At 39.1% G+C, this 17,388-nt stretch carries 21 protein-coding genes and 1 other annotated feature; of the genes, 1 reads left to right on the top strand and 20 read right to left on the bottom strand.

Going from position 1 to position 17,388, the window contains the following annotated elements:
• Positions 1–33: 33 nt before the first annotated feature.
• The 5 genes from queA to ABNX05_RS12185 form a co-directional block, all read right to left on the bottom strand.
• Positions 34–1,077: a tRNA preQ1(34) S-adenosylmethionine ribosyltransferase-isomerase QueA gene (gene queA / locus ABNX05_RS12205; protein ID WP_349660003.1), complete on the bottom strand. Its 1,044-nt coding sequence runs from the start codon at positions 1,075–1,077 to the stop codon at positions 34–36.
• A 17-nt stretch (positions 1,078–1,094) separates the two neighbouring features.
• A complete protein-coding gene (ruvB, locus tag ABNX05_RS12200) occupies positions 1,095–2,099 on the bottom strand; it encodes a Holliday junction branch migration DNA helicase RuvB (protein WP_197144844.1) in 1,005 nt (334 codons plus the stop codon).
• A gap of 18 nt (positions 2,100–2,117) precedes the next feature.
• Positions 2,118–2,738 (bottom strand): Holliday junction branch migration protein RuvA, encoded by a 621-nt coding sequence (gene ruvA, locus ABNX05_RS12195; RefSeq protein WP_079563583.1) that lies wholly within the window; start codon positions 2,736–2,738, stop codon positions 2,118–2,120.
• A gap of 274 nt (positions 2,739–3,012) precedes the next feature.
• Positions 3,013–3,810, bottom strand: coding sequence for a phosphotransferase (locus tag ABNX05_RS12190; RefSeq protein ID WP_349660002.1), 798 nt, complete (start codon positions 3,808–3,810; stop codon positions 3,013–3,015).
• Positions 3,811–3,880: 70 nt separating this feature from the next.
• A complete protein-coding gene (locus tag ABNX05_RS12185) occupies positions 3,881–4,876 on the bottom strand; it encodes a LysM peptidoglycan-binding domain-containing protein (RefSeq protein ID WP_349660001.1) in 996 nt (331 codons plus the stop codon).
• Between the two features lie 142 nt (positions 4,877–5,018).
• On the opposite strand from ABNX05_RS12185, the gene ABNX05_RS12180 reads away from it, so the two are divergent.
• Positions 5,019–5,552 (top strand): transcription repressor NadR, encoded by a 534-nt coding sequence (locus ABNX05_RS12180; protein WP_349660000.1) that lies wholly within the window; start codon positions 5,019–5,021, stop codon positions 5,550–5,552.
• 929 nt (positions 5,553–6,481) lie between these two features.
• Here the strand turns inward: ABNX05_RS12180 and ABNX05_RS12175 are convergent.
• The 15 genes from ABNX05_RS12175 to ABNX05_RS12105 form a co-directional block, all read right to left on the bottom strand.
• Positions 6,482–6,871, bottom strand: coding sequence for a thiol-disulfide oxidoreductase DCC family protein (locus tag ABNX05_RS12175; RefSeq protein ID WP_349659999.1), 390 nt, complete (start codon positions 6,869–6,871; stop codon positions 6,482–6,484).
• Positions 6,872–6,901: 30 nt separating this feature from the next.
• A complete protein-coding gene (pheA, locus tag ABNX05_RS12170; protein WP_349659998.1) occupies positions 6,902–7,777 on the bottom strand; it encodes a prephenate dehydratase in 876 nt (291 codons plus the stop codon).
• Between the two features lie 656 nt (positions 7,778–8,433).
• Positions 8,434–8,889: an ACT domain-containing protein gene (locus tag ABNX05_RS12165; protein WP_079563577.1), complete on the bottom strand. Its 456-nt coding sequence runs from the start codon at positions 8,887–8,889 to the stop codon at positions 8,434–8,436.
• 23 nt (positions 8,890–8,912) lie between these two features.
• Positions 8,913–10,202 carry a GTPase ObgE gene (obgE, locus tag ABNX05_RS12160; protein ID WP_349659997.1) on the bottom strand — a complete coding sequence of 430 codons (1,290 nt, stop codon included), beginning with the start codon at positions 10,200–10,202 and terminating at the stop codon, positions 8,913–8,915.
• A gap of 5 nt (positions 10,203–10,207) precedes the next feature.
• The gene (locus ABNX05_RS12155; protein ID WP_349659996.1) at positions 10,208–10,735 is read right to left on the bottom strand and encodes a Spo0B domain-containing protein; all 528 of its coding nucleotides are present in this window, start codon (positions 10,733–10,735) and stop codon (positions 10,208–10,210) included.
• Positions 10,736–10,872: 137 nt separating this feature from the next.
• A complete protein-coding gene (rpmA, locus tag ABNX05_RS12150) occupies positions 10,873–11,172 on the bottom strand; it encodes a 50S ribosomal protein L27 (RefSeq protein WP_079563575.1) in 300 nt (99 codons plus the stop codon).
• Positions 11,169–11,525, bottom strand: coding sequence for a ribosomal-processing cysteine protease Prp (locus ABNX05_RS12145; RefSeq protein WP_349659995.1), 357 nt, complete (start codon positions 11,523–11,525; stop codon positions 11,169–11,171). The genes rpmA and ABNX05_RS12145 overlap by 4 nt, the downstream gene beginning before the upstream one ends.
• A gap of 16 nt (positions 11,526–11,541) precedes the next feature.
• Positions 11,542–11,850 (bottom strand): 50S ribosomal protein L21, encoded by a 309-nt coding sequence (gene rplU / locus ABNX05_RS12140; protein ID WP_036124117.1) that lies wholly within the window; start codon positions 11,848–11,850, stop codon positions 11,542–11,544.
• A 14-nt stretch (positions 11,851–11,864) separates the two neighbouring features.
• Positions 11,865–11,941: a sequence feature (ribosomal protein L21 leader region), on the bottom strand.
• A 45-nt stretch (positions 11,942–11,986) separates the two neighbouring features.
• Positions 11,987–12,598 carry a zinc metalloprotease gene (locus ABNX05_RS12135; RefSeq protein WP_349659994.1) on the bottom strand — a complete coding sequence of 204 codons (612 nt, stop codon included), beginning with the start codon at positions 12,596–12,598 and terminating at the stop codon, positions 11,987–11,989.
• The gene (locus tag ABNX05_RS12130) at positions 12,588–13,142 is read right to left on the bottom strand and encodes a peptidoglycan DD-metalloendopeptidase family protein (RefSeq protein ID WP_349659993.1); all 555 of its coding nucleotides are present in this window, start codon (positions 13,140–13,142) and stop codon (positions 12,588–12,590) included. Before ABNX05_RS12130 ends, ABNX05_RS12135 begins: the two co-directional genes overlap by 11 nt.
• Before the next feature lie 93 nt (positions 13,143–13,235).
• Entirely contained in the window at positions 13,236–14,033 is a 798-nt protein-coding gene (gene minD / locus ABNX05_RS12125) for a septum site-determining protein MinD (protein ID WP_079563571.1), read from the bottom strand.
• A 1-nt stretch (position 14,034) separates the two neighbouring features.
• Positions 14,035–14,703, bottom strand: a complete 669-nt coding sequence (minC, locus tag ABNX05_RS12120; protein WP_079563570.1) for a septum site-determining protein MinC — start codon at positions 14,701–14,703, stop codon at positions 14,035–14,037.
• A 27-nt stretch (positions 14,704–14,730) separates the two neighbouring features.
• On the bottom strand, positions 14,731–15,255 hold the full coding sequence (gene mreD, locus ABNX05_RS12115; RefSeq protein WP_349659992.1) for a rod shape-determining protein MreD: 525 nt from the start codon (positions 15,253–15,255) through the stop codon (positions 14,731–14,733).
• Positions 15,255–16,166 (bottom strand): rod shape-determining protein MreC, encoded by a 912-nt coding sequence (gene mreC, locus ABNX05_RS12110; RefSeq protein WP_349659991.1) that lies wholly within the window; start codon positions 16,164–16,166, stop codon positions 15,255–15,257. The genes mreD and mreC overlap by 1 nt, the downstream gene beginning before the upstream one ends.
• Positions 16,167–16,179: 13 nt before the next feature.
• Entirely contained in the window at positions 16,180–17,199 is a 1,020-nt protein-coding gene (locus ABNX05_RS12105) for a rod shape-determining protein (protein ID WP_197144832.1), read from the bottom strand.
• Positions 17,200–17,388: the final 189 nt, after the last annotated feature.

Raw genomic sequence — 17,388 nt, 5'->3', positions numbered from 1 at the left:
ATCTAAAGTAAAAACAGTACTCCGATTTTTTCTTTATTCGCCTTTTGGACGAATAAACATAGCATCTCCAAAGCTAAAGAAACGATATTTTTCTTCTACAGCTTGTTGATATGCACTTAAAATTGTTTCTTTTGTTGCAAGCGTACTAACAAGCATAACAAGGGTAGACTTTGGTAAATGGAAGTTTGTAATTAAACCATCCACAACAGTAAATTCATATCCCGGATAAATGAAAATAGACGTCCAACCTTGTTCTGCCCGTACTTCGCCTCCATATTTAGAGCCGATCGTTTCTAAAGTACGTGTAGAGGTTGTACCAACTGCAATCACTTTACCACCATTACTCTTAACTCGGTTAATGATAGATGCGGTTTCTTCCGTTACACTATAAAATTCAGAATGCATTTCGTGATTTTCAATTGACTCTACACTTACAGGACGGAAAGTTCCAAGTCCCACATGTAAAGTGATAAAAACAACTTCGACCCCTTTTGCTTTCACCTGCTCTAGTAATTCTTCTGTAAAATGCAGGCCTGCTGTTGGTGCTGCTGCTGAACCTCGCTCTTTTGCATAAACAGTTTGGTAGCGATCCTTGTCCTCTAACTTTTCGCGAATATATGGAGGTAGTGGCATCTCACCAAGTTGCTCTAAAATTTCATAAAAAATGCCGTTATATTTAAACTCAAATGTACGTCCACCATGATCAAGCTCTCCTGTACAAGTAGCTGTCAGTAAGCCATCTCCAAATGTTACAACTGTGCCAACTTTAACACGCTTAGCTGGTTTAACAAGTGTTTCCCATTCATCCGTACCCGCCATTTGCTTTAACAGCAGTACCTCTATATGAGCACCTGTTTCCTCTTTTACACCCATTAAACGTGCTGGTAAGACTCTTGTATCATTTAACACAAGACAGTCTCCAGTTTGTAGCTCATCTAAAATATGAGCAAAATGGTGGTGCTCTACATTTGTTGAGCCTGGCGTCACTACCATTAATCGACTAGCTGTACGGTCCAAAAGTGGGGTTTGTGCAATAAGCTCTTCTGGCAATTCAAAATCAAAATCTTCTACACGCATGAAAATACTTCCTTCTTCTAGGTTTGTTGGGGATATTCATATCCAAAATGTTCGTAGGCTAAATGTGTTGCCACACGTCCACGCGGCGTCCGTTGTATAAAGCCGATTTGCATCAAATATGGCTCGTACACATCCTCAATCGTAACGCGTTCTTCACCAATAGATGCTGCCAACGTATCCAAGCCTACTGGGCCACCTCGGAAGCGCTCAATCATATTGGTCACAAGTTTATGGTCAATATGGTCAAGCCCTCTAGGATCGACTTGTAATAGCTCAAGCGCTTGCTTAGCAAGTCCCTCCGTTATCATACCATCTCCAAGCACCTGTGCATAATCTCGTACTCGTTTTAGCAGACGGTTAGCAATACGAGGTGTACCACGTGAGCGCGTTGCCATTTCAAGTGCTGCTATTTGTTCAATATCAACATCAAATAAATGCGCACTACGTACAACAATTTCTGCAAGTGAAGTATTATCATAATACTCCAATCTTAATAATACGCCAAAGCGATCCCTTAAAGGTGCTGATAGTGCACCTGCTCTTGTTGTTGCACCCACAAGTGTAAATGGCGGTAAATCAAGTCGTACAGAGCGCGCTTCAGGGCCTTTACCAACGACAATATCTAAACAAAAATCCTCCATAGCAGGATAAAGCACCTCTTCAATTGCACGAGGCAGGCGATGTATTTCATCAATAAATAGCACATCCCCTGGCTCCAGTGAGCTTAAAATAGCTGCTAAATCGCCAGGACGTTCGATTGCAGGGCCGCTAGTCATGCGCACATTGACATTCATTTCATTAGCAATGACAGCAGCTAATGTAGTTTTCCCAAGTCCGGGTGGTCCATATAACAGCACATGATCTAAACTTTCCTGACGAAGCTTTGCCGCTTCAATGAAAATTTGTAAATTCTCCTTTACCTTATGTTGACCAATATATTGTGCTAATCTTTGTGGGCGTAAAGATAATTCAAAATGTTCATCATAGCTACCTGCCTCACTAGCCATCATACGTTCAGACATGTACTTTCCCCCCTTTCACTATTTTAACTTTAATAGCAATTGTAAAGCTTGTTTCATAAATGCATCTGTTGTTTCAAGCTTGTCGTTATCTTCGAGCTGTGGACGTATTTTTTCTAGTTCTTTTTCAGAGTAACCTAGTGCCATTAAGGCAAGAATAGCTTCTTCAAGCTCATGTTTATATGGATTCACACCAAATAATGGTAGCTCATCTTCTGTACTTGGTAGTTCAATAGTATCTAACAATCCGCCAAGTTTACCTTTTAAATCTAGAATCATTTGACGTGCCGTCTTCTTACCCACACCAGGAAACTTTACTAAAAACGATTCATCCTCTCGTTCAATGGCACTGATAACCTGTTGTGGATTCCCAGTAGCTAAAATAGCAAGCGCACCCTTTGGTCCAATCCCTGACACTAAAATAAGTTTACGAAACAACTCTCGTTGGTCTAAATTCGGAAAGCCATATAACACTTGTGCGTCCTCGCGTACATGTAAATGTACATATATTTGTTGTTCGAGTGCTGATGTCCTGAACGCAAATGGATTAGGTGTATTCAACTGCCAGCCTATCCCTTGTTGTTCAAGGACGATATACTCAGGAGTTATACGCTTTATTTGTCCGTTTAAATAATCATACATTCTATAATCCCTCACAATCATCGTCTTCGATTATAGCATATTGCGAACGAATGCTCGACTATAACAAATGCGCTAAAGCGCTGGAGAGCTCGAAGCAAAAGTAAACGATCCACCACTTTTGCCCGAGGAATCGAAGCGACCTCGAGGATGTAGCGCTTTATCCTAGACGAAAACTATGCTCTTGGTTATACACAGTTAAAAATCTATAATTTCCTTATCATTAAGAAATAGTACAAGTAGTCGTTCACAGACAAAAATGACCGCCGAAAGACGGTCATTTCTTTATCATTTTATCAATATCGTACCACAGTTTTGGCCAATATGTGAGAGCTCGTTTTGTAAATGGCACTAAATAATCTAAAAATACCAGCTGCTGATCTAATGGTAAATCTACTGCAAAAAGCCATTCACGTAATAACTCATTTGGATATTTTAAACGATGAAGCTTTTTTTTATCTAATCGTTTCATCTCTGGTAGCTCTGCAAATATTTTACCAAGGTCATAATTTACAGCTGGCAGTACACGATGCAACCATAAAATATATTCATCATCCGCTTCTCCAAGGTGTGCCAGATCAAAATCGATTAAACGTAATTCGCCATCTGAGCACCATAAAAAATTATGATGTACGACATCTCCATGTAAAAGCGTTATTTCTTTTTCAGGTACATCTTCCTGCGCGATTAACTGTAATGATTTCTCACTATAATGTAAAATTTGATCGATTTCTTCTTTTGTTAAAAATGGCCGAAACTCTTTCCGTCTGCTTTTAAAACGCATAAAACGCATTTGCCATTTTAAAAGCTGTGAATAGGTGTGCAAGCCTGGCACACGTTGCCAAGCAATTTTTTTATGTGTATCATGTAACATATTTAATAACTTCAGTGATTCTTTCCGATCTGTTTTACGAGCAAAATTAGCACCATGACTTCCCTCTTGCCAATCTTGCACGATTAAATACTCGTCATCACTTTTCATTAAAGGCAAAATCAACGAGGGTTCTAGATATCCAAGCTGTCGATGAATAGCCCTTACCTTTTCTGCTATTTCTATCTGCTTTGCCCGTTTCACAAAATAATTATTGGATTGATATTTATACTTCCAAATATTCGGCTTTACTTCTTCAATGATATACGCTTTTTTACCATCGATAAGGCGTCATCCCGCCTGGGAAAAAGTGCGGTGACATCCACGGTCCTACTGACGAATATGGCATTGGGCAATGTGATGGACATGGCGGTGGGCATGGTGGCGGACATGGTGGTTGACAGAAACATGGGTCCATGTGCCAATTTGGCATCATGGCTGGCTGAGCATGACAACCACAAGGCTGTTCCATTTCCGGCATAGCTTCAAATTCTGGTTTCATAGGGAAGAATGGAGATGTACTAGATTCTAAGAAATCCCCTACCCCAGCAACTTTTTCGCATCCCATTCCACATGATGGTTGCTCTGGCATTGTATACGGCTCCATTGGCATTGGCATCTGCATCGGCATTGGCCAATACATATGATGATGCACTGGCTGATGACAGCTTGCACAATGTGGTACTGCTGGCATTTGTGGCATGATAAAAATCGGTTGCGGCATTGGCATTGGTGCTGGCGTCGGTTGGGCTACTGGTTGTGGTGGTGGTTGAATTTGTATTGGTGATACAGTCTGCTCTACACTTGGCATGACAACTTGTTGATTCCAGCTAAGCTCAACTGGCACTTGAGGCATCGGCATCGGCATCGGATAAGGAATTGGAATCATCTGTGGTTCAGGCATTGGTGGTGGTGGTGCAATAATTGGTGGTGGCATTGGTCGTTGTACTTCTTTTTCTTTAAAATGCTTTGTAGGTGACTCCTTATGCATATGTTCTTTGTGCATATGTTCCTTATGCCCCTCTTTATGTGATTCCCTATGCCCCCCCTCTCTATGTCCATCTCTATGCATTCCACGATCTGTTTCTCGATGATGTTCTCTATGTGGTTCTTTGTTTATTTTTTCAGGTAGGATAATTTCCATGCCCGGTACAATATAGTCTGGGTTAGCGAGATGGGCATTAAGCCGCTTCAAATCTTCAAATGAAACTCCGTACTCTTTCGCAATCTTCCACAACGTGTCTCCCTTTTGGACAATATGAATACGCAATTTTTTCCTCCCTTCCTCTCTTCGTATCATATGTTCAATGTTCCATTTGGATACAAAAAATTCACCCATGTTAGAAAGGCTTCATGGTACACTAGTTTTTAAGGAAAACTGCTTCCTTTATTACAAGCAGAGGTGATCTCTTATGAAAAAAATGTTAGGCGAAGAACGCCGACTGCAACTTCTAGCACAACTAAAAAACAGCACAGCACCTATCACAGGGACGGACCTAGCTAAATTCGCTAATGTTTCTAGACAAGTCATTGTCAATGATATGACATTATTAAAAGCTAGGAATGAGCCTATTATTGCTACTAGTCAAGGATATCTTTATATGCATCAGGAACAAATACAGCAGACCGTCGAACGGACAATTCCTTGCTTCCATACTGCAGAGAATGCAGAAGATGAACTAATAACAATAGTTGATTGCGGTGGTACAGTAAAAAATGTTATTGTTGAACATCCTATTTATGGAGAAATTACTGCATCCATTATGGTCTCTAACCGTCATGAGGTAAAAAAATTTATTCAACGTGTCAACGAAACACAAGCAAGTTATTTATCCGAACTAACAGATGGTACGCACCTTCATGTTATTTCCGCACCTTCTGTTGAAATTTTAGATTTAATTGAGCTTACTTTACAAAAAAAAGGCTATTTAGTTGTCGATCAATAAGTCAACAATTTTCCCTTCCATAATGTATAAAATCAAATAATCGATTCAAAGCTGCTAGCCTTCACAGAGACTAGCAGCTTTCTATTTAAATGAATTTATATGATTTACTATCAGGTGTATTAATTAACCATTTTTATACATTCTAATTAATTCGAAAGGCTGATTTCCGCTACGGGCTACTCGCTTTGTTGCTGAAGTTCTGCTTTCCCACAGATAAAACATTTGTCGCTGACGCTTCGCTTTCCCGCGGGAGTCGAGTAGCCCTACGCTACAATCAGTTAAAATGGGGGTATATTAGCAAAATAGCAACAAAAAAATCCTTATATATCGCTCAAATATAATCCTATTTTTTCTCTATCGACAACCTGATAATATTATTACTTATTTTTTTGAAGCTTATTTCATTAGTTACATAATCATATGGAAAATACTATTGCAATTTCAAAAAAAGAGCTATCCACATTAATTGGATAGCACATGTTGTTGAAAACTATATGTCAATGCATTTCAAAAATGAATGCTATAGTACTTAATCAAACGGAATAAACGTATAACAGTGACGCGACTGTAAGACTGCTGTTACTGTATTCTCGAATACGCTTTCGCACAATAAACTTTGCAGAAGTTTGTTGTATGTTTTAAGTGACATGCTAGAATATACATGCTATATGAAATGGTTGAGTGGAGACTGAGCGACTCCTTGGGGATTAGCGTCACAGATGAGACCCTGCAGCGTGCCTTGCGAGTGAAGCGGGTAGAGGAACGAAGGCTAAAAGCATCACGTCCTGTGATAACGCCTTCGTGACCAACATCCTGTTGCCCCGACGCCCCCAGGAAAGCGCTCAGTCGGAATGGAAATCAACCCCTCGTTTTGCAGAAGAGCCATACTTTATCTAGCTTTCATCCACATAAATTGGATAGCTTCATAGTTAAAGAAATCTTTTTCGTTGTGAAGGTGTTGGCAATAAACAACTTTCTTTTCGTCCAAAAAGACGATATCTATTTTTAGCAAATAGTCGGTACATTATATTTCGTATAAATGGTGGAATAAGAATGAAAACATAGCAGACAGGCCAAAAACTATTTAATCTCCTACAAATTTTAAGTGCTGCAGTAGATTCAAAATAGACCTTCCCATGCTCAATTAATATGACACTATCTATATTTTCTGGTATTTCGTATTGAGCACGTAACGCCTGCCCTGCATCACTCTGGATGGATGCAAATTGAAAATATGCTGCATGATCATATTTGATAATAAATTGCACACTGCTATCACAAAAATTGCATACTCCGTCAAATAAAATAATGCCGCCCATACAATTTCCTCCTAGCGAAGACAACATTGATTACTCGTCTGATGTTCGATAAGTAAAGTATGTACCAAGTGACTTCACTTTGCAACCAAGTGCAGCTAGTTCTTCCATAGCCCCACGCATCATAGGCTCCTTTTCATCTGCTAAAACATCAATCATAAAGAAATAATCGCCTAAGCCCGTTTTTAATGGGCGTGATTCGATTTTACTTAAATTTAGTTGTCGCCATGCGAAAACTGATAATACTTGATGTAACGCCCCTGAACGATCTATTGGTAATGTAATCATGAACGTTGTCTTTGCCTGTCCATCTGATAATTCTTGGGGTAATCGTTTATTTTGCTTAGATAATACGAAGAAGCGTGTATGGTTAAAATGGAAATCATGAATATTAGATTGAACGATTTCTAAGCCATATTTTTCTGCTGCCGCTGCATTTCCTACTGCGGCAATGCACTCGTTAGGATTTTCGGATACAAATTTTGCCGCTGCTGCCGTTGATGTCGTTTGATGTAACGGAGCATGGCTGAAACGATAAAATAAATATTTATGACATTGGGCTAGAGCATGTGGATGTGAATAAACTCCTATGATTGATTCCCAGTTGTCCTTCTGCGCTTTATTGACCATTAAATGCTGCTGTATTTTTAACTGAAGCTCACCTGTAACATATAAGGTCGCCTCATGAAATAAATAATCAAGCGTTAACGATACCGATCCTTCTAAAGCATTTTCCAGTGGTACAACTGCTAAATCTACCTTTCCCTTTGCTACCGCCTCAATACATTCTGGAATTGTAGAACAAGGGACAAGCCACTCATTCGGAAAAGTTGCCTTTGTTGCTAAGTATGTAAATGATGCCTCAGGTCCTAAATATCCTATTCGTTTTTCCCATTGTTGCTCTGTCATTACATTTCCTCCTGTTCATGGTTTTATTTAATTGGCTCACCACCAAAACGTATGGTTGATTTCCGTTCCGACTGGGCGCTTTGTTGTTGTTGCTGTCGCTTCGCTTTCGCGCAGTTAAAACATTTGTTGCTGTCGCTTCGCTTTCGCACAGATAAAACATTTGTTGCTGTCGCTTCGCTTTCGCACAGATAAAACATTTGCTGCTGTCGCTTCGCTTTCGCGCAGTTAAAACATTTGCTGCTGTCGCTTCGCTTTCGCGCAGTTAAAACATTTGTTGTTGCTGTCGCTTCGCACAGAGCAGAGCTTCCTGGGGGCGTCTTGCCTTAACGAAGATCAACTTATATAACTGACATACGTTTTAACAAATGTCATCCCTAACTTTTAGCGACAAGCCTCTTTAATTTCACTAATGTAAAAATTCGGAATTTTTAATTCCTGAAAAACTCCTTTTATTCTACATCAAATATTAGGTAAGGCATAATATGAAGCTTCCCAAACGCTCCGGAGCCTCTATGGTCTATCCATTACTCTTCCTATGAATTTTCTCTATCGATATAGAATAAGGAGCTGTCCCATGATGATTCATTACATCACATGGGACTGCTCCTTTTGAGCTTATTTACATTTTGTCAAAAATTCAAACATGCTGTCAGTCATTACAATGCACCCGAACTAATTACTTCCGCTGACTCTACAAAATCTAACCGTTTAAGTTGCTGTATTAAATCATCAAGTTCACATGTCATACTAGTGACATCTAGCGACAACGTAACATTAGCACGTCCTTGAATCGGTATCGTTTGATGGATAGTCAGCACATTGCAATGCGTAATTGTCACTGTTTCTAAAAGCTTTGCAAGTGTTCCTTTGCGGTCCTGAAGCTGTACAAAGACTGTTAAAATGCGTTCCTGCACAATTGAGTGAAAAGGAAATACAGCATCACGATATTTGTAAAACGCACTACGCGATAAATCCACCTGCTTTACCGCATCCCAAATGGAAGTTACCGTACCACTTGAAAGTAAGTGTTTCGCCTCCAAAGTTTTTTGCATAGCATCCGTTAAAACATCTTCACGAACTAAATAATATCGCTGATTCGCAACATTCTTCATACGCTTCCCCCTAAAACCTATTCTTAGTCGACAAATTCAAATTCGAATTCCAATAAGCGTACAATATCTCCATTTTGAGCACCACGTTCACGTAATGCTTCATCGACGCCCATACCACGTAATTGACGTGCAAAACGACGTACACCGTCCTCGCGGCTGAAGTCTGTCATTTTGAAGATACGCTCAATCGCATATCCACCAAGAATGAATGTACCATCAGGATCACGAGAGATTTCGATTGAATCTGCTTCAGATTGGTGTTTGTAAAGTACCGTTGCATCTGATTCTTCATCTAGATCGTCGAATAATGGGAATTCAGGAGTCACTTCCAGTAAGTCGGCAATTTCAAATAATACCGGCTTTAAACCTTGGCGAGAAACCGCTGATACTGGGAAGATTTTCGCATCTTCGCCCACTTTTTCACGGAAAATTTCTAAGTTTTCCTCTGCATCTGGCATGTCCATTTTATTTGCCACAATAATTTGTGGACGTTCTGTTAAACGAAGATTATATTGTTTTAGCTCATCATTGATTGTTAAGTAATCTTCATAAGGATCGCGCCCTTCCATACCCGACATATCAATTACATGTACGATAACACGTGTACGTTCAATATGACGGAGGAATTGGTGACCTAGACCAACACCTTCGTGCGCACCTTCGATTAAACCTGGTAAATCGGCCATTGCAAAGCTACGATGATCATCCGTTTCAACCATTCCTAAGTTCGGTACGATTGTAGTGAAATGATAAGCACCTATTTTTGGCTTTGCCGCAGAAACAACAGATAATAATGTTGATTTACCTACACTTGGGAAGCCAACTAATCCTACATCTGCTAGTACTTTCAACTCTAATATAACATTTAATTCTTGTCCTGGCTCACCTTTTTCTGAAAGTTCTGGAGCAGGATTGGCTGGTGTTGCAAAGCGGGAATTCCCGCGGCCACCGCGACCAGCTTTTGCGATAATCGCTTGTTGACCATGCTCGACTAGATCCGCAATAACAACGCCTGTTTCTTCGTTCATTACAACTGTGCCCGGTGGTACTTTAACGATTAAATCATCTGCACGTCTACCATGCATCCCTTTACTCATACCATGTTCACCACGGTCAGCCTTGAAGTGGCGTTTGTAGCGGAAATCCATTAACGTTCGCAGACCTTCTTCAACTTGAAAGACAACATTCCCACCGTGACCACCATCGCCACCAGCTGGACCACCATTCGGTACAAATTTTTCACGACGGAAGGCTACCATTCCATCCCCACCGTCGCCACCTTTTACATAAATCTTGACGTGATCGACAAACATTTAATTCACTCCCTGCTTGCACTCAATACATATATCCAAGACGTATTTGTCTCTTCCACTGTTTGAATGTCTAATTGTTTCAAACCTTTTTCGGTGAATGCATCAGCACTCCATAGCCCATTTAACGTGAATGTCACGGCAAATGTATGATCGTCAACACGTACATCGAGCACTAAGCTCTGCTCTGTAAATGGATCTAATGTATCATAAACATGCATAACTGTTTTGTTTAAGTAATCTACAACTTCCGAATCAATAGTATTTGTGACAGGCTTTTTTATATCATTGCTTAGCTTCATTGGTAATGAAGGGTAGCGCCAGCCTGCTGTTTGCAGCCATTCTATTGTTTGGGGTAATTGTAGACGATTAAGGATAGAAAATACTTGTAATTGCTCTGAATACTCTTTAATAAGTTTTTTTGATTCATCAATTCTACCTAAATCTAGATTCATGCGAATAAGCTGAAGCTGATTCACATAATCATGATTTGCAAAACGTATTACTTCACTAATGGTTAGTGATTGATTGTTCATCCCATTCACTCCAATAAAGTTATCCTTACTAGTATAACAAGTTTTGCTGTATTTTTCCCTTAAATCTTCATTGAAATTTAGCCAAAAAAAGGACTGCAATAAATGCAGTCCTCCGCTTTATGTTATCTTATAAAAGATTAAGCTTCTTGTGTTGCTGGGTATACAGATACTTGTTTGCGATCGCGACCTAAACGTTCAAATTTTACAACGCCGTCAACTTTAGCAAATAGTGTATCGTCACCACCACGACCTACGTTTGTACCTGGGTAAATTTTTGTACCGCGTTGACGGTAAAGAATTGAACCACCAGTTACGAATTGGCCATCAGCACGTTTAGCACCAAGTCGTTTAGACTCAGAGTCACGTCCGTTTTTAGTAGAACCTACACCTTTTTTAGATGCGAAAAATTGTAAGTCTAAAGTTAATAATAATTTCATTGTGTTCCACCTCCTACTTGGTTGTAGTTGATTTGGATATATTGTCCGTAATTTTGCACCATAGAATACACTTGGGCTGTCATTACTTGGACAATTAACTGTAGTTTTGCATCAATCTCAGGCTCTAAATCTGATGGTAAGTCTACCTTAAGATAGCCTCCACCTTCAGCAGCTTGTTCGACTTCTGGCTGTATTTGTAATAGTGCATAAATAGCATTCACCGTACCTATGGCAATGGTAGATGCTCCTGCACATACTAAATCCTTACCAGATTCATCGTATTCCGCATGTCCTGAAAATTCAAATGCTGACACATGTCTATTTTCATTGTGATGAATCGTAACTTGTATCATTCGCTACACCTCATAATTAAGCGTTGATAGCTTCAACAACTAATTTTGTGTAAGGTTGACGGTGACCTTGTTTACGACGGTAGTTCTTTTTAGCTTTCAATTTGAAAACAACGATTTTTTTCGCACGGCCTTCTTTCACAACTTTCGCTGTTACAGTAGCGCCTTCTACGAATGGAGCTCCAACTTTAACGTTTTCGCCACCTACGAATAAAACTTTATCAAAAGTTACAACCTCGTCAGCTTCTACACCTAATTTTTCAACATAGATTTCTTGACCAGCTTCTACTTTGATTTGTTTACCACCAGTTTCAATAATTGCGTACATTTTACTGCACCTCCTCATAGACTCAGACTCGCCTGTTTATAAAGGTGATCATTGCGATACTTTAACCTTTCCAGAGCGGTTGTAGTAGCACAGGTGCTACAAACAATAACATTAAAATATTACCACGTGATTTCTATCATGTCAATCTTTTCATTACATATTTCTCAAATGCTAAACGATACTTTCGATAATTCCATTCCTTTAACACTTGAAGCCATATAAATAAACATAAAATTGCTATAAAAATAGATTGTGGGAGGTAACATAAAGTTATCATGAATAGTATAAATGCAATTATAAGAGAAAGCCAGTAGTAATATTCAAACGCACGAACACTTGGATTGAATAGATATAGGCACGCTAAAAATATTCTGCCACCGTCCAACGGGATAATCGGTATAACATTGATTACTAATAGCACAAGTTGCACATTAATAAGCTTGGTCGCAAGCAGCTCTGGCATAAAAAAAGCGAGGCCAATCCCTAATATTGTAGCGATTGGTCCTCCTAAGGCAATCCAAAGGAGTGACGTTGCTGGCACAGCCGCTGGATTTTCAAATTCTATTTCCCCTCCGTAAGGTGTAATAACGCATGATTTTACGCTAACGCCACAAAGCATCGCCATTAACAAATGACCTGCTTCATGCCATAATAACGAAGTTAAAATAATAGCGTAATAAGCAATTTGACCGGTGAAAATCATTAAAAATACGAGAGGGATACATAGAAGATGCAGTTTAATTTTCATTGGACTCCGCTGTTTCAAGCCACTGTACAATCTGCTCCAAATTATATTGTGCCTTGTCTTTCTCAATTGAGATATAGAGTTGCCCCGTCTCTTTCATGCCGATTAAATCGTTTGCCTGCACTGTTGTGTATGGAAGTTGTGCTAAACTATCTAGCATACCATAGGATACAGTTGTACCATCGTCATAGCTGATTGTCATTGTTTTACCAGTATATTTTGTATGACCGGTAAAAACGACAAGACCATTCTTTCCAGCATAAACTGGTAAGCCCATGTCATATTGCAATAAAAAGCCTTCCTTAAAAACTTCCGCATTGGCAAATGTTAATAATTCAGTTTGTCCAACATCACTCGATACTAAAATTGTTGCATCATCTTTATTTAGCCAGCTTTGTCCGAGCTCGCTTAAATAAGTCAAATCAGCTGATGTTGTAACAAGTTTTCTCACCGGTGTTTCCAATACACCTTGATCCTCTAAACGAATGACTAGCATAGTTGCAGCCACGAGCAATATCGCGACCAACCATTTCCATTTTTTAAACAAGCCCTCATCCTTTTTTCACACTATATGAGCTTGCATGTCCATTCATGCACAAAGAAAAAACCTCCTCGTACAAATGCACGAAAAGGTTGATGATTATTTTGAAAATAACGCTTTTAGTTTTGAAAATACACCTTTATGTTCATCTTCAATGGCCATAAGTGGTACAGACTCTCCAAGTATTCTTCGAGCAATATTACGGTAGCCAAGAGATGCTTTATTTGCAGGGTCCATTACTACCGGTTCACCTTTATTGGACGATGAAATAACCCCTTCATTATCTACAATGATTCCTAATAAATCTATAGACAAATGTGTTGTAATTTCATTCACATCCAAAGTATCACCACTTTTCATCATATGCTGGCGAATACGGTTAATAATTAGTTTAGGTGCCGTAATTTCTTCCTGTTCAAGTAAGCCAATAATTCGATCTGCATCACGCACAGCAGAAATCTCTGGCGTTGTTACTACAATTGCATGATCAGCACCAGCAACCGCATTGCGATAGCCTTGTTCAATTCCCGCTGGACAATCTATTAAAACATAATCATAATCTCTTTTTAATTCTTCTACTAAGCTCTTCATTTGCTCAGGCTTAACAGCATTTTTATCTGTCGTTTGAGCAGCAGGTAATAAAAATAGTTTTTCATCTACACGTTTATCTTTTATTAGCGCTTGATGAATCTTACAGCGCCCTTCAACAACATCTACTAAGTCATAAATAATTCGATTCTCAAGACCTAAAATCACGTCCAAATTACGTAAGCCAATATCTGTATCTACTAAACATACTTTTTTACCTTGTAGAGCCAATGCAGTCCCAAGGTTAGCCGTTGTCGTCGTTTTTCCGACGCCGCCTTTACCTGAAGTTATGACGATCGCTTCTCCCACACTAGCTTCCTCCTTTAGACACATTTAACAATGGTCGAATATTTTTTAACGCGTGAATTTGATCGTACGTAATGCGCCCATCATAGCCAATAAATGCACAAGTCATCTCTTCTTGATTAATCGTTTTTACATGTTCGTCTGACATTGCCTGAACCTGATCAGCAATCATGATATGTGTGGCTTCGAAACAAGATGCTGCAATGATTGCTTCCTTATTACCATGAACACCAGCATGTGCAATTCCTTTAAGTTTACCTAGGACATACACATTGCCAGCTGCTTCTACACGTCCATTCGGATTGACATTCCCTACGATAATTATATCGCCTGGCGAACGTAGAACTTGACCCGATCTGACCACACCTAAATATGTATCTTGTTGACTTTCAATCCTTTTCTGGTTGCTCTCATGGACAGTCAGTACTTCACTTTGCACCTTTGAAACGATTAGTTGCTCTGTTTCCTGAACAATTTTAATAAGCTCTTTGATTTGTTCATCAGAACAGTATCGATAGCCCAAATATAATTGTACATCTACTTTACTATCGATACCGCTCTCTGAAACTTTCTTTTTAAGCTCTTCTACTAAATCGACATACGCACATTGATCGTCTAAATGAAGAACAAATCCATCCTTTGTTCCCTTCATATTAACTAACTGTTTTTTCATGAATGCCTCACCCCACGTTGCTCTTTATTAAGAAACTTCACGTGCTCTCTGTAAGACACGCGCATTAATCAGATACTTGAAGGCCCAACCAAGAATCATTAAAAATAGTGCATTAGCAATGATCGTTGGCAGTAGTCGTGAACGTAAGAAATCCGAAAATGGAATCGTTGTAAAGTCGATAAGATAGAAGAATTGATAAAGTATAAATTCTAAAATTGCTACTAACACAACTGAAATCGTCGTTGTCACAACTAAGTGCTGATGAATAACTTTCACAATTGACCCTGCTAAAAAACATACTAGCGGAAACAGTACTGAATATAATCCAATAATATCAATGTAAAACACATCATACAAGACACCAAAAAAAAGTCCATACATTACCGCTCGTTGACGGCTGTAATAGATGGATATAAATATTAAATATAAGATTAAAAATCTAGGGACCAAATAATAGATATGCCCTTTTACTTCAATCGGTGAAAGCATAGCAAATTCTGGTTCTAGTAAAAATAGTAAAACTGCCACAGAGGGAATAAGAAATCGAATCATTATTCAACCTCCTCGTTACCCTGTTGTGGATGTGTTAAATCTCCGTTCGATGAATTACCATCAGATCCATCTATCACCGTAGAGGAACGTTTAGCAATAACAACATAATCTAAAATTGAAAAATCAGCAGATGGTTCTACATAAGCCATTTTCGTTAAACCATAATCATCTGTACTTACTTCAGTTATTTCTCCGATTGGCACATTTTTTGGGAAAACACCGCCAAGTCCCGATGAAACTACTTGTTGACCTTTTTTAACTGTTAAATTAGAATCGATTCGCTTCATGATGAGTTTATTACGCTCTTTATCATAGCCCTCGATTAAACCGTATGCTTGTTTATCTCCTGGAACCATCGCAGAAACACGATAATTTGGATTATTTGTATATAAAAGCTCTACCTCAGAGGTAAAAGGCGTCACTAAAGTAACTTTACCGATTAAACCTTTCGCTGTCATAACTGCCATATTTTTTTCTACACCGTGTGAAGATCCTTTATCTAAAATAATTTTTTCTTCCCACTGGTCAGGGTTTCTAGCAATAACTGTGGCATGAATCGGATCATATGCTTTTAAGCTTTCCGATTTGTCCATAAGCTCTTGAAACTTTTTAATATCAGATTTCAAATCCGATGCCTCAGCTTGTACAGCAACAAATTCATCTAAGCGTGCTTTTAAACGTTTATTTTCTTCGTACGTGTTTAAGAGGGAATCAATACTATCAAAAACACCCGCAATATAATTCGCCGGCTTCGCAACAATAGATTGTGCGACGCCGACAGTGTCTTTAATAATTTGCTCTGGTAAAGTTGCATTCGTCCGCTCACGTAATGAGAAGCTAATCAATGCCACAAGAAAAACCATGCCCACAAGCAGCAAAATTAATTTCTTATTGAAAAAAAAGTGTGGCATTGCCTAAACCTCCTTACCCTTTAACTTGTTGTTGACGAATTAAGTCAATATGTTCTAGAGCTTTACCTGTACCAATAGCAACACAGTCTAGTGGATCTTCTGCGATAAATACTGGCATATTCGTTTCTTGGCTAATAACTTTGTCTAAGTTTGTTAATAGCGCACCGCCACCTGTTAGAACAATTCCGCGTTCCATTACGTCTGCAGATAATTCAGGAGGTGTTTGCTCAAGCGTTTTTCGAACTCCATCAATAATAGATGCTACCGCTTCACGTAAAGATTCAGAAATTTCCTGTGATGAAATTTCAATCGTTTTCGGTAAACCTGTTAAAAGGTCGCGTCCTCTAATTTCCATTTTTTCTTCTGGACCTTCAGCCAACGCTGTACCAATTTCCATTTTCACTGCTTCCGCAGTACGTTCACCGATTGTTAAGTTATATGTTTTACGAATATACGAAATGATGGATTGGTCCATTGCATCCCCGCCGACACGCACGGATTCACTTGTTACAATACCACCTAATGAAATAACCGCTACCTCTGTTGTACCACCACCGATATCAACGACCATTGACCCTGTTGGATCCCATACCGGTAAGTTTGAACCGATTGCTGCTGCAAATGGCTCTTCAATTGTAAATGCTTCTTTAGCACCTGCTTGGCGAGCAGCATCAATAACCGCACGTTGTTCAACCGATGTAATACCGTATGGCACACAAATCATAACATTCGGCTTTTTCCAATTACCACCAGAATTTTTGCAAGCTTCTTTTAAATAGTATTCTATCATTGCTGTAGTAATATCAAAATCAGCAATAACGCCATCTTTCATAGGACGGATTGCTACGATTGAGCCAGGTGTACGACCAATCATATTTTTTGCATCGTTACCTACTGCAACGATATCTCCAGTTTTTGTATTTTTCGCTACGACTGAAGGTTCGCGTAAAACGATTCCCTTCCCTTTAATAAACACTAATGTATTCGCTGTGCCAAGGTCAATCCCGACATCTTTACTTCCTAATCCAAACAATTTGTGTACTCCCTTTCTATTTAAGCCATACTTTCGTTGACATCAACTTACACCCCGGCGCGTTTACACCCCGAGGTTTTATCTTCATTCACTCGGTGATAGACACCTACTGAAAAAAACTACACACTCAATTATCTCACACCTGTTGGAATGAGAGTCTTTTTCTGAATAAAAATAAAATCATACCGT

The sequence above is a fragment of the Lysinibacillus zambalensis genome (genome assembly GCF_040183165.1).
GTDB classification, from domain to species: domain Bacteria; phylum Bacillota; class Bacilli; order Bacillales_A; family Planococcaceae; genus Lysinibacillus; species Lysinibacillus zambalensis.
Note: the sequence above shows the minus strand (reverse complement) of the source record. Positions and strands in the feature narration are given on the sequence as shown.

Excerpts from the sequence above, each read along its gene's own strand:
- queA (WP_349660003.1), bottom strand. The coding sequence starts at position 1,077 with ATGCGTGTAGAAGATTTTGATTTTGAATTGCCAGAAGAGCTTATTGCA.
- ruvB (WP_197144844.1), bottom strand. The coding sequence starts at position 2,099 with ATGTCTGAACGTATGATGGCTAGTGAGGCAGGTAGCTATGATGAACAT.
- ruvA (WP_079563583.1), bottom strand. The coding sequence starts at position 2,738 with ATGTATGATTATTTAAACGGACAAATAAAGCGTATAACTCCTGAGTAT.
- ABNX05_RS12180 (WP_349660000.1), top strand. The coding sequence starts at position 5,019 with ATGAAAAAAATGTTAGGCGAAGAACGCCGACTGCAACTTCTAGCACAA.
- ABNX05_RS12175 (WP_349659999.1), bottom strand. The coding sequence starts at position 6,871 with ATGGGCGGCATTATTTTATTTGACGGAGTATGCAATTTTTGTGATAGC.
- pheA (WP_349659998.1), bottom strand. The coding sequence starts at position 7,777 with ATGACAGAGCAACAATGGGAAAAACGAATAGGATATTTAGGACCTGAG.
- ABNX05_RS12165 (WP_079563577.1), bottom strand. The coding sequence starts at position 8,889 with ATGAAGAATGTTGCGAATCAGCGATATTATTTAGTTCGTGAAGATGTT.
- obgE (WP_349659997.1), bottom strand. The coding sequence starts at position 10,202 with ATGTTTGTCGATCACGTCAAGATTTATGTAAAAGGTGGCGACGGTGGG.
- ABNX05_RS12155 (WP_349659996.1), bottom strand. The coding sequence starts at position 10,735 with ATGAACAATCAATCACTAACCATTAGTGAAGTAATACGTTTTGCAAAT.
- rpmA (WP_079563575.1), bottom strand. The coding sequence starts at position 11,172 with ATGAAATTATTATTAACTTTAGACTTACAATTTTTCGCATCTAAAAAA.
- ABNX05_RS12145 (WP_349659995.1), bottom strand. The coding sequence starts at position 11,525 with ATGATACAAGTTACGATTCATCACAATGAAAATAGACATGTGTCAGCA.
- rplU (WP_036124117.1), bottom strand. The coding sequence starts at position 11,850 with ATGTACGCAATTATTGAAACTGGTGGTAAACAAATCAAAGTAGAAGCT.
- ABNX05_RS12135 (WP_349659994.1), bottom strand. The coding sequence starts at position 12,598 with ATGAAAATTAAACTGCATCTTCTATGTATCCCTCTCGTATTTTTAATG.
- minC (WP_079563570.1), bottom strand. The coding sequence starts at position 14,703 with ATGAAAAAACAGTTAGTTAATATGAAGGGAACAAAGGATGGATTTGTT.
- mreD (WP_349659992.1), bottom strand. The coding sequence starts at position 15,255 with ATGATTCGATTTCTTATTCCCTCTGTGGCAGTTTTACTATTTTTACTA.
- mreC (WP_349659991.1), bottom strand. The coding sequence starts at position 16,166 with ATGCCACACTTTTTTTTCAATAAGAAATTAATTTTGCTGCTTGTGGGC.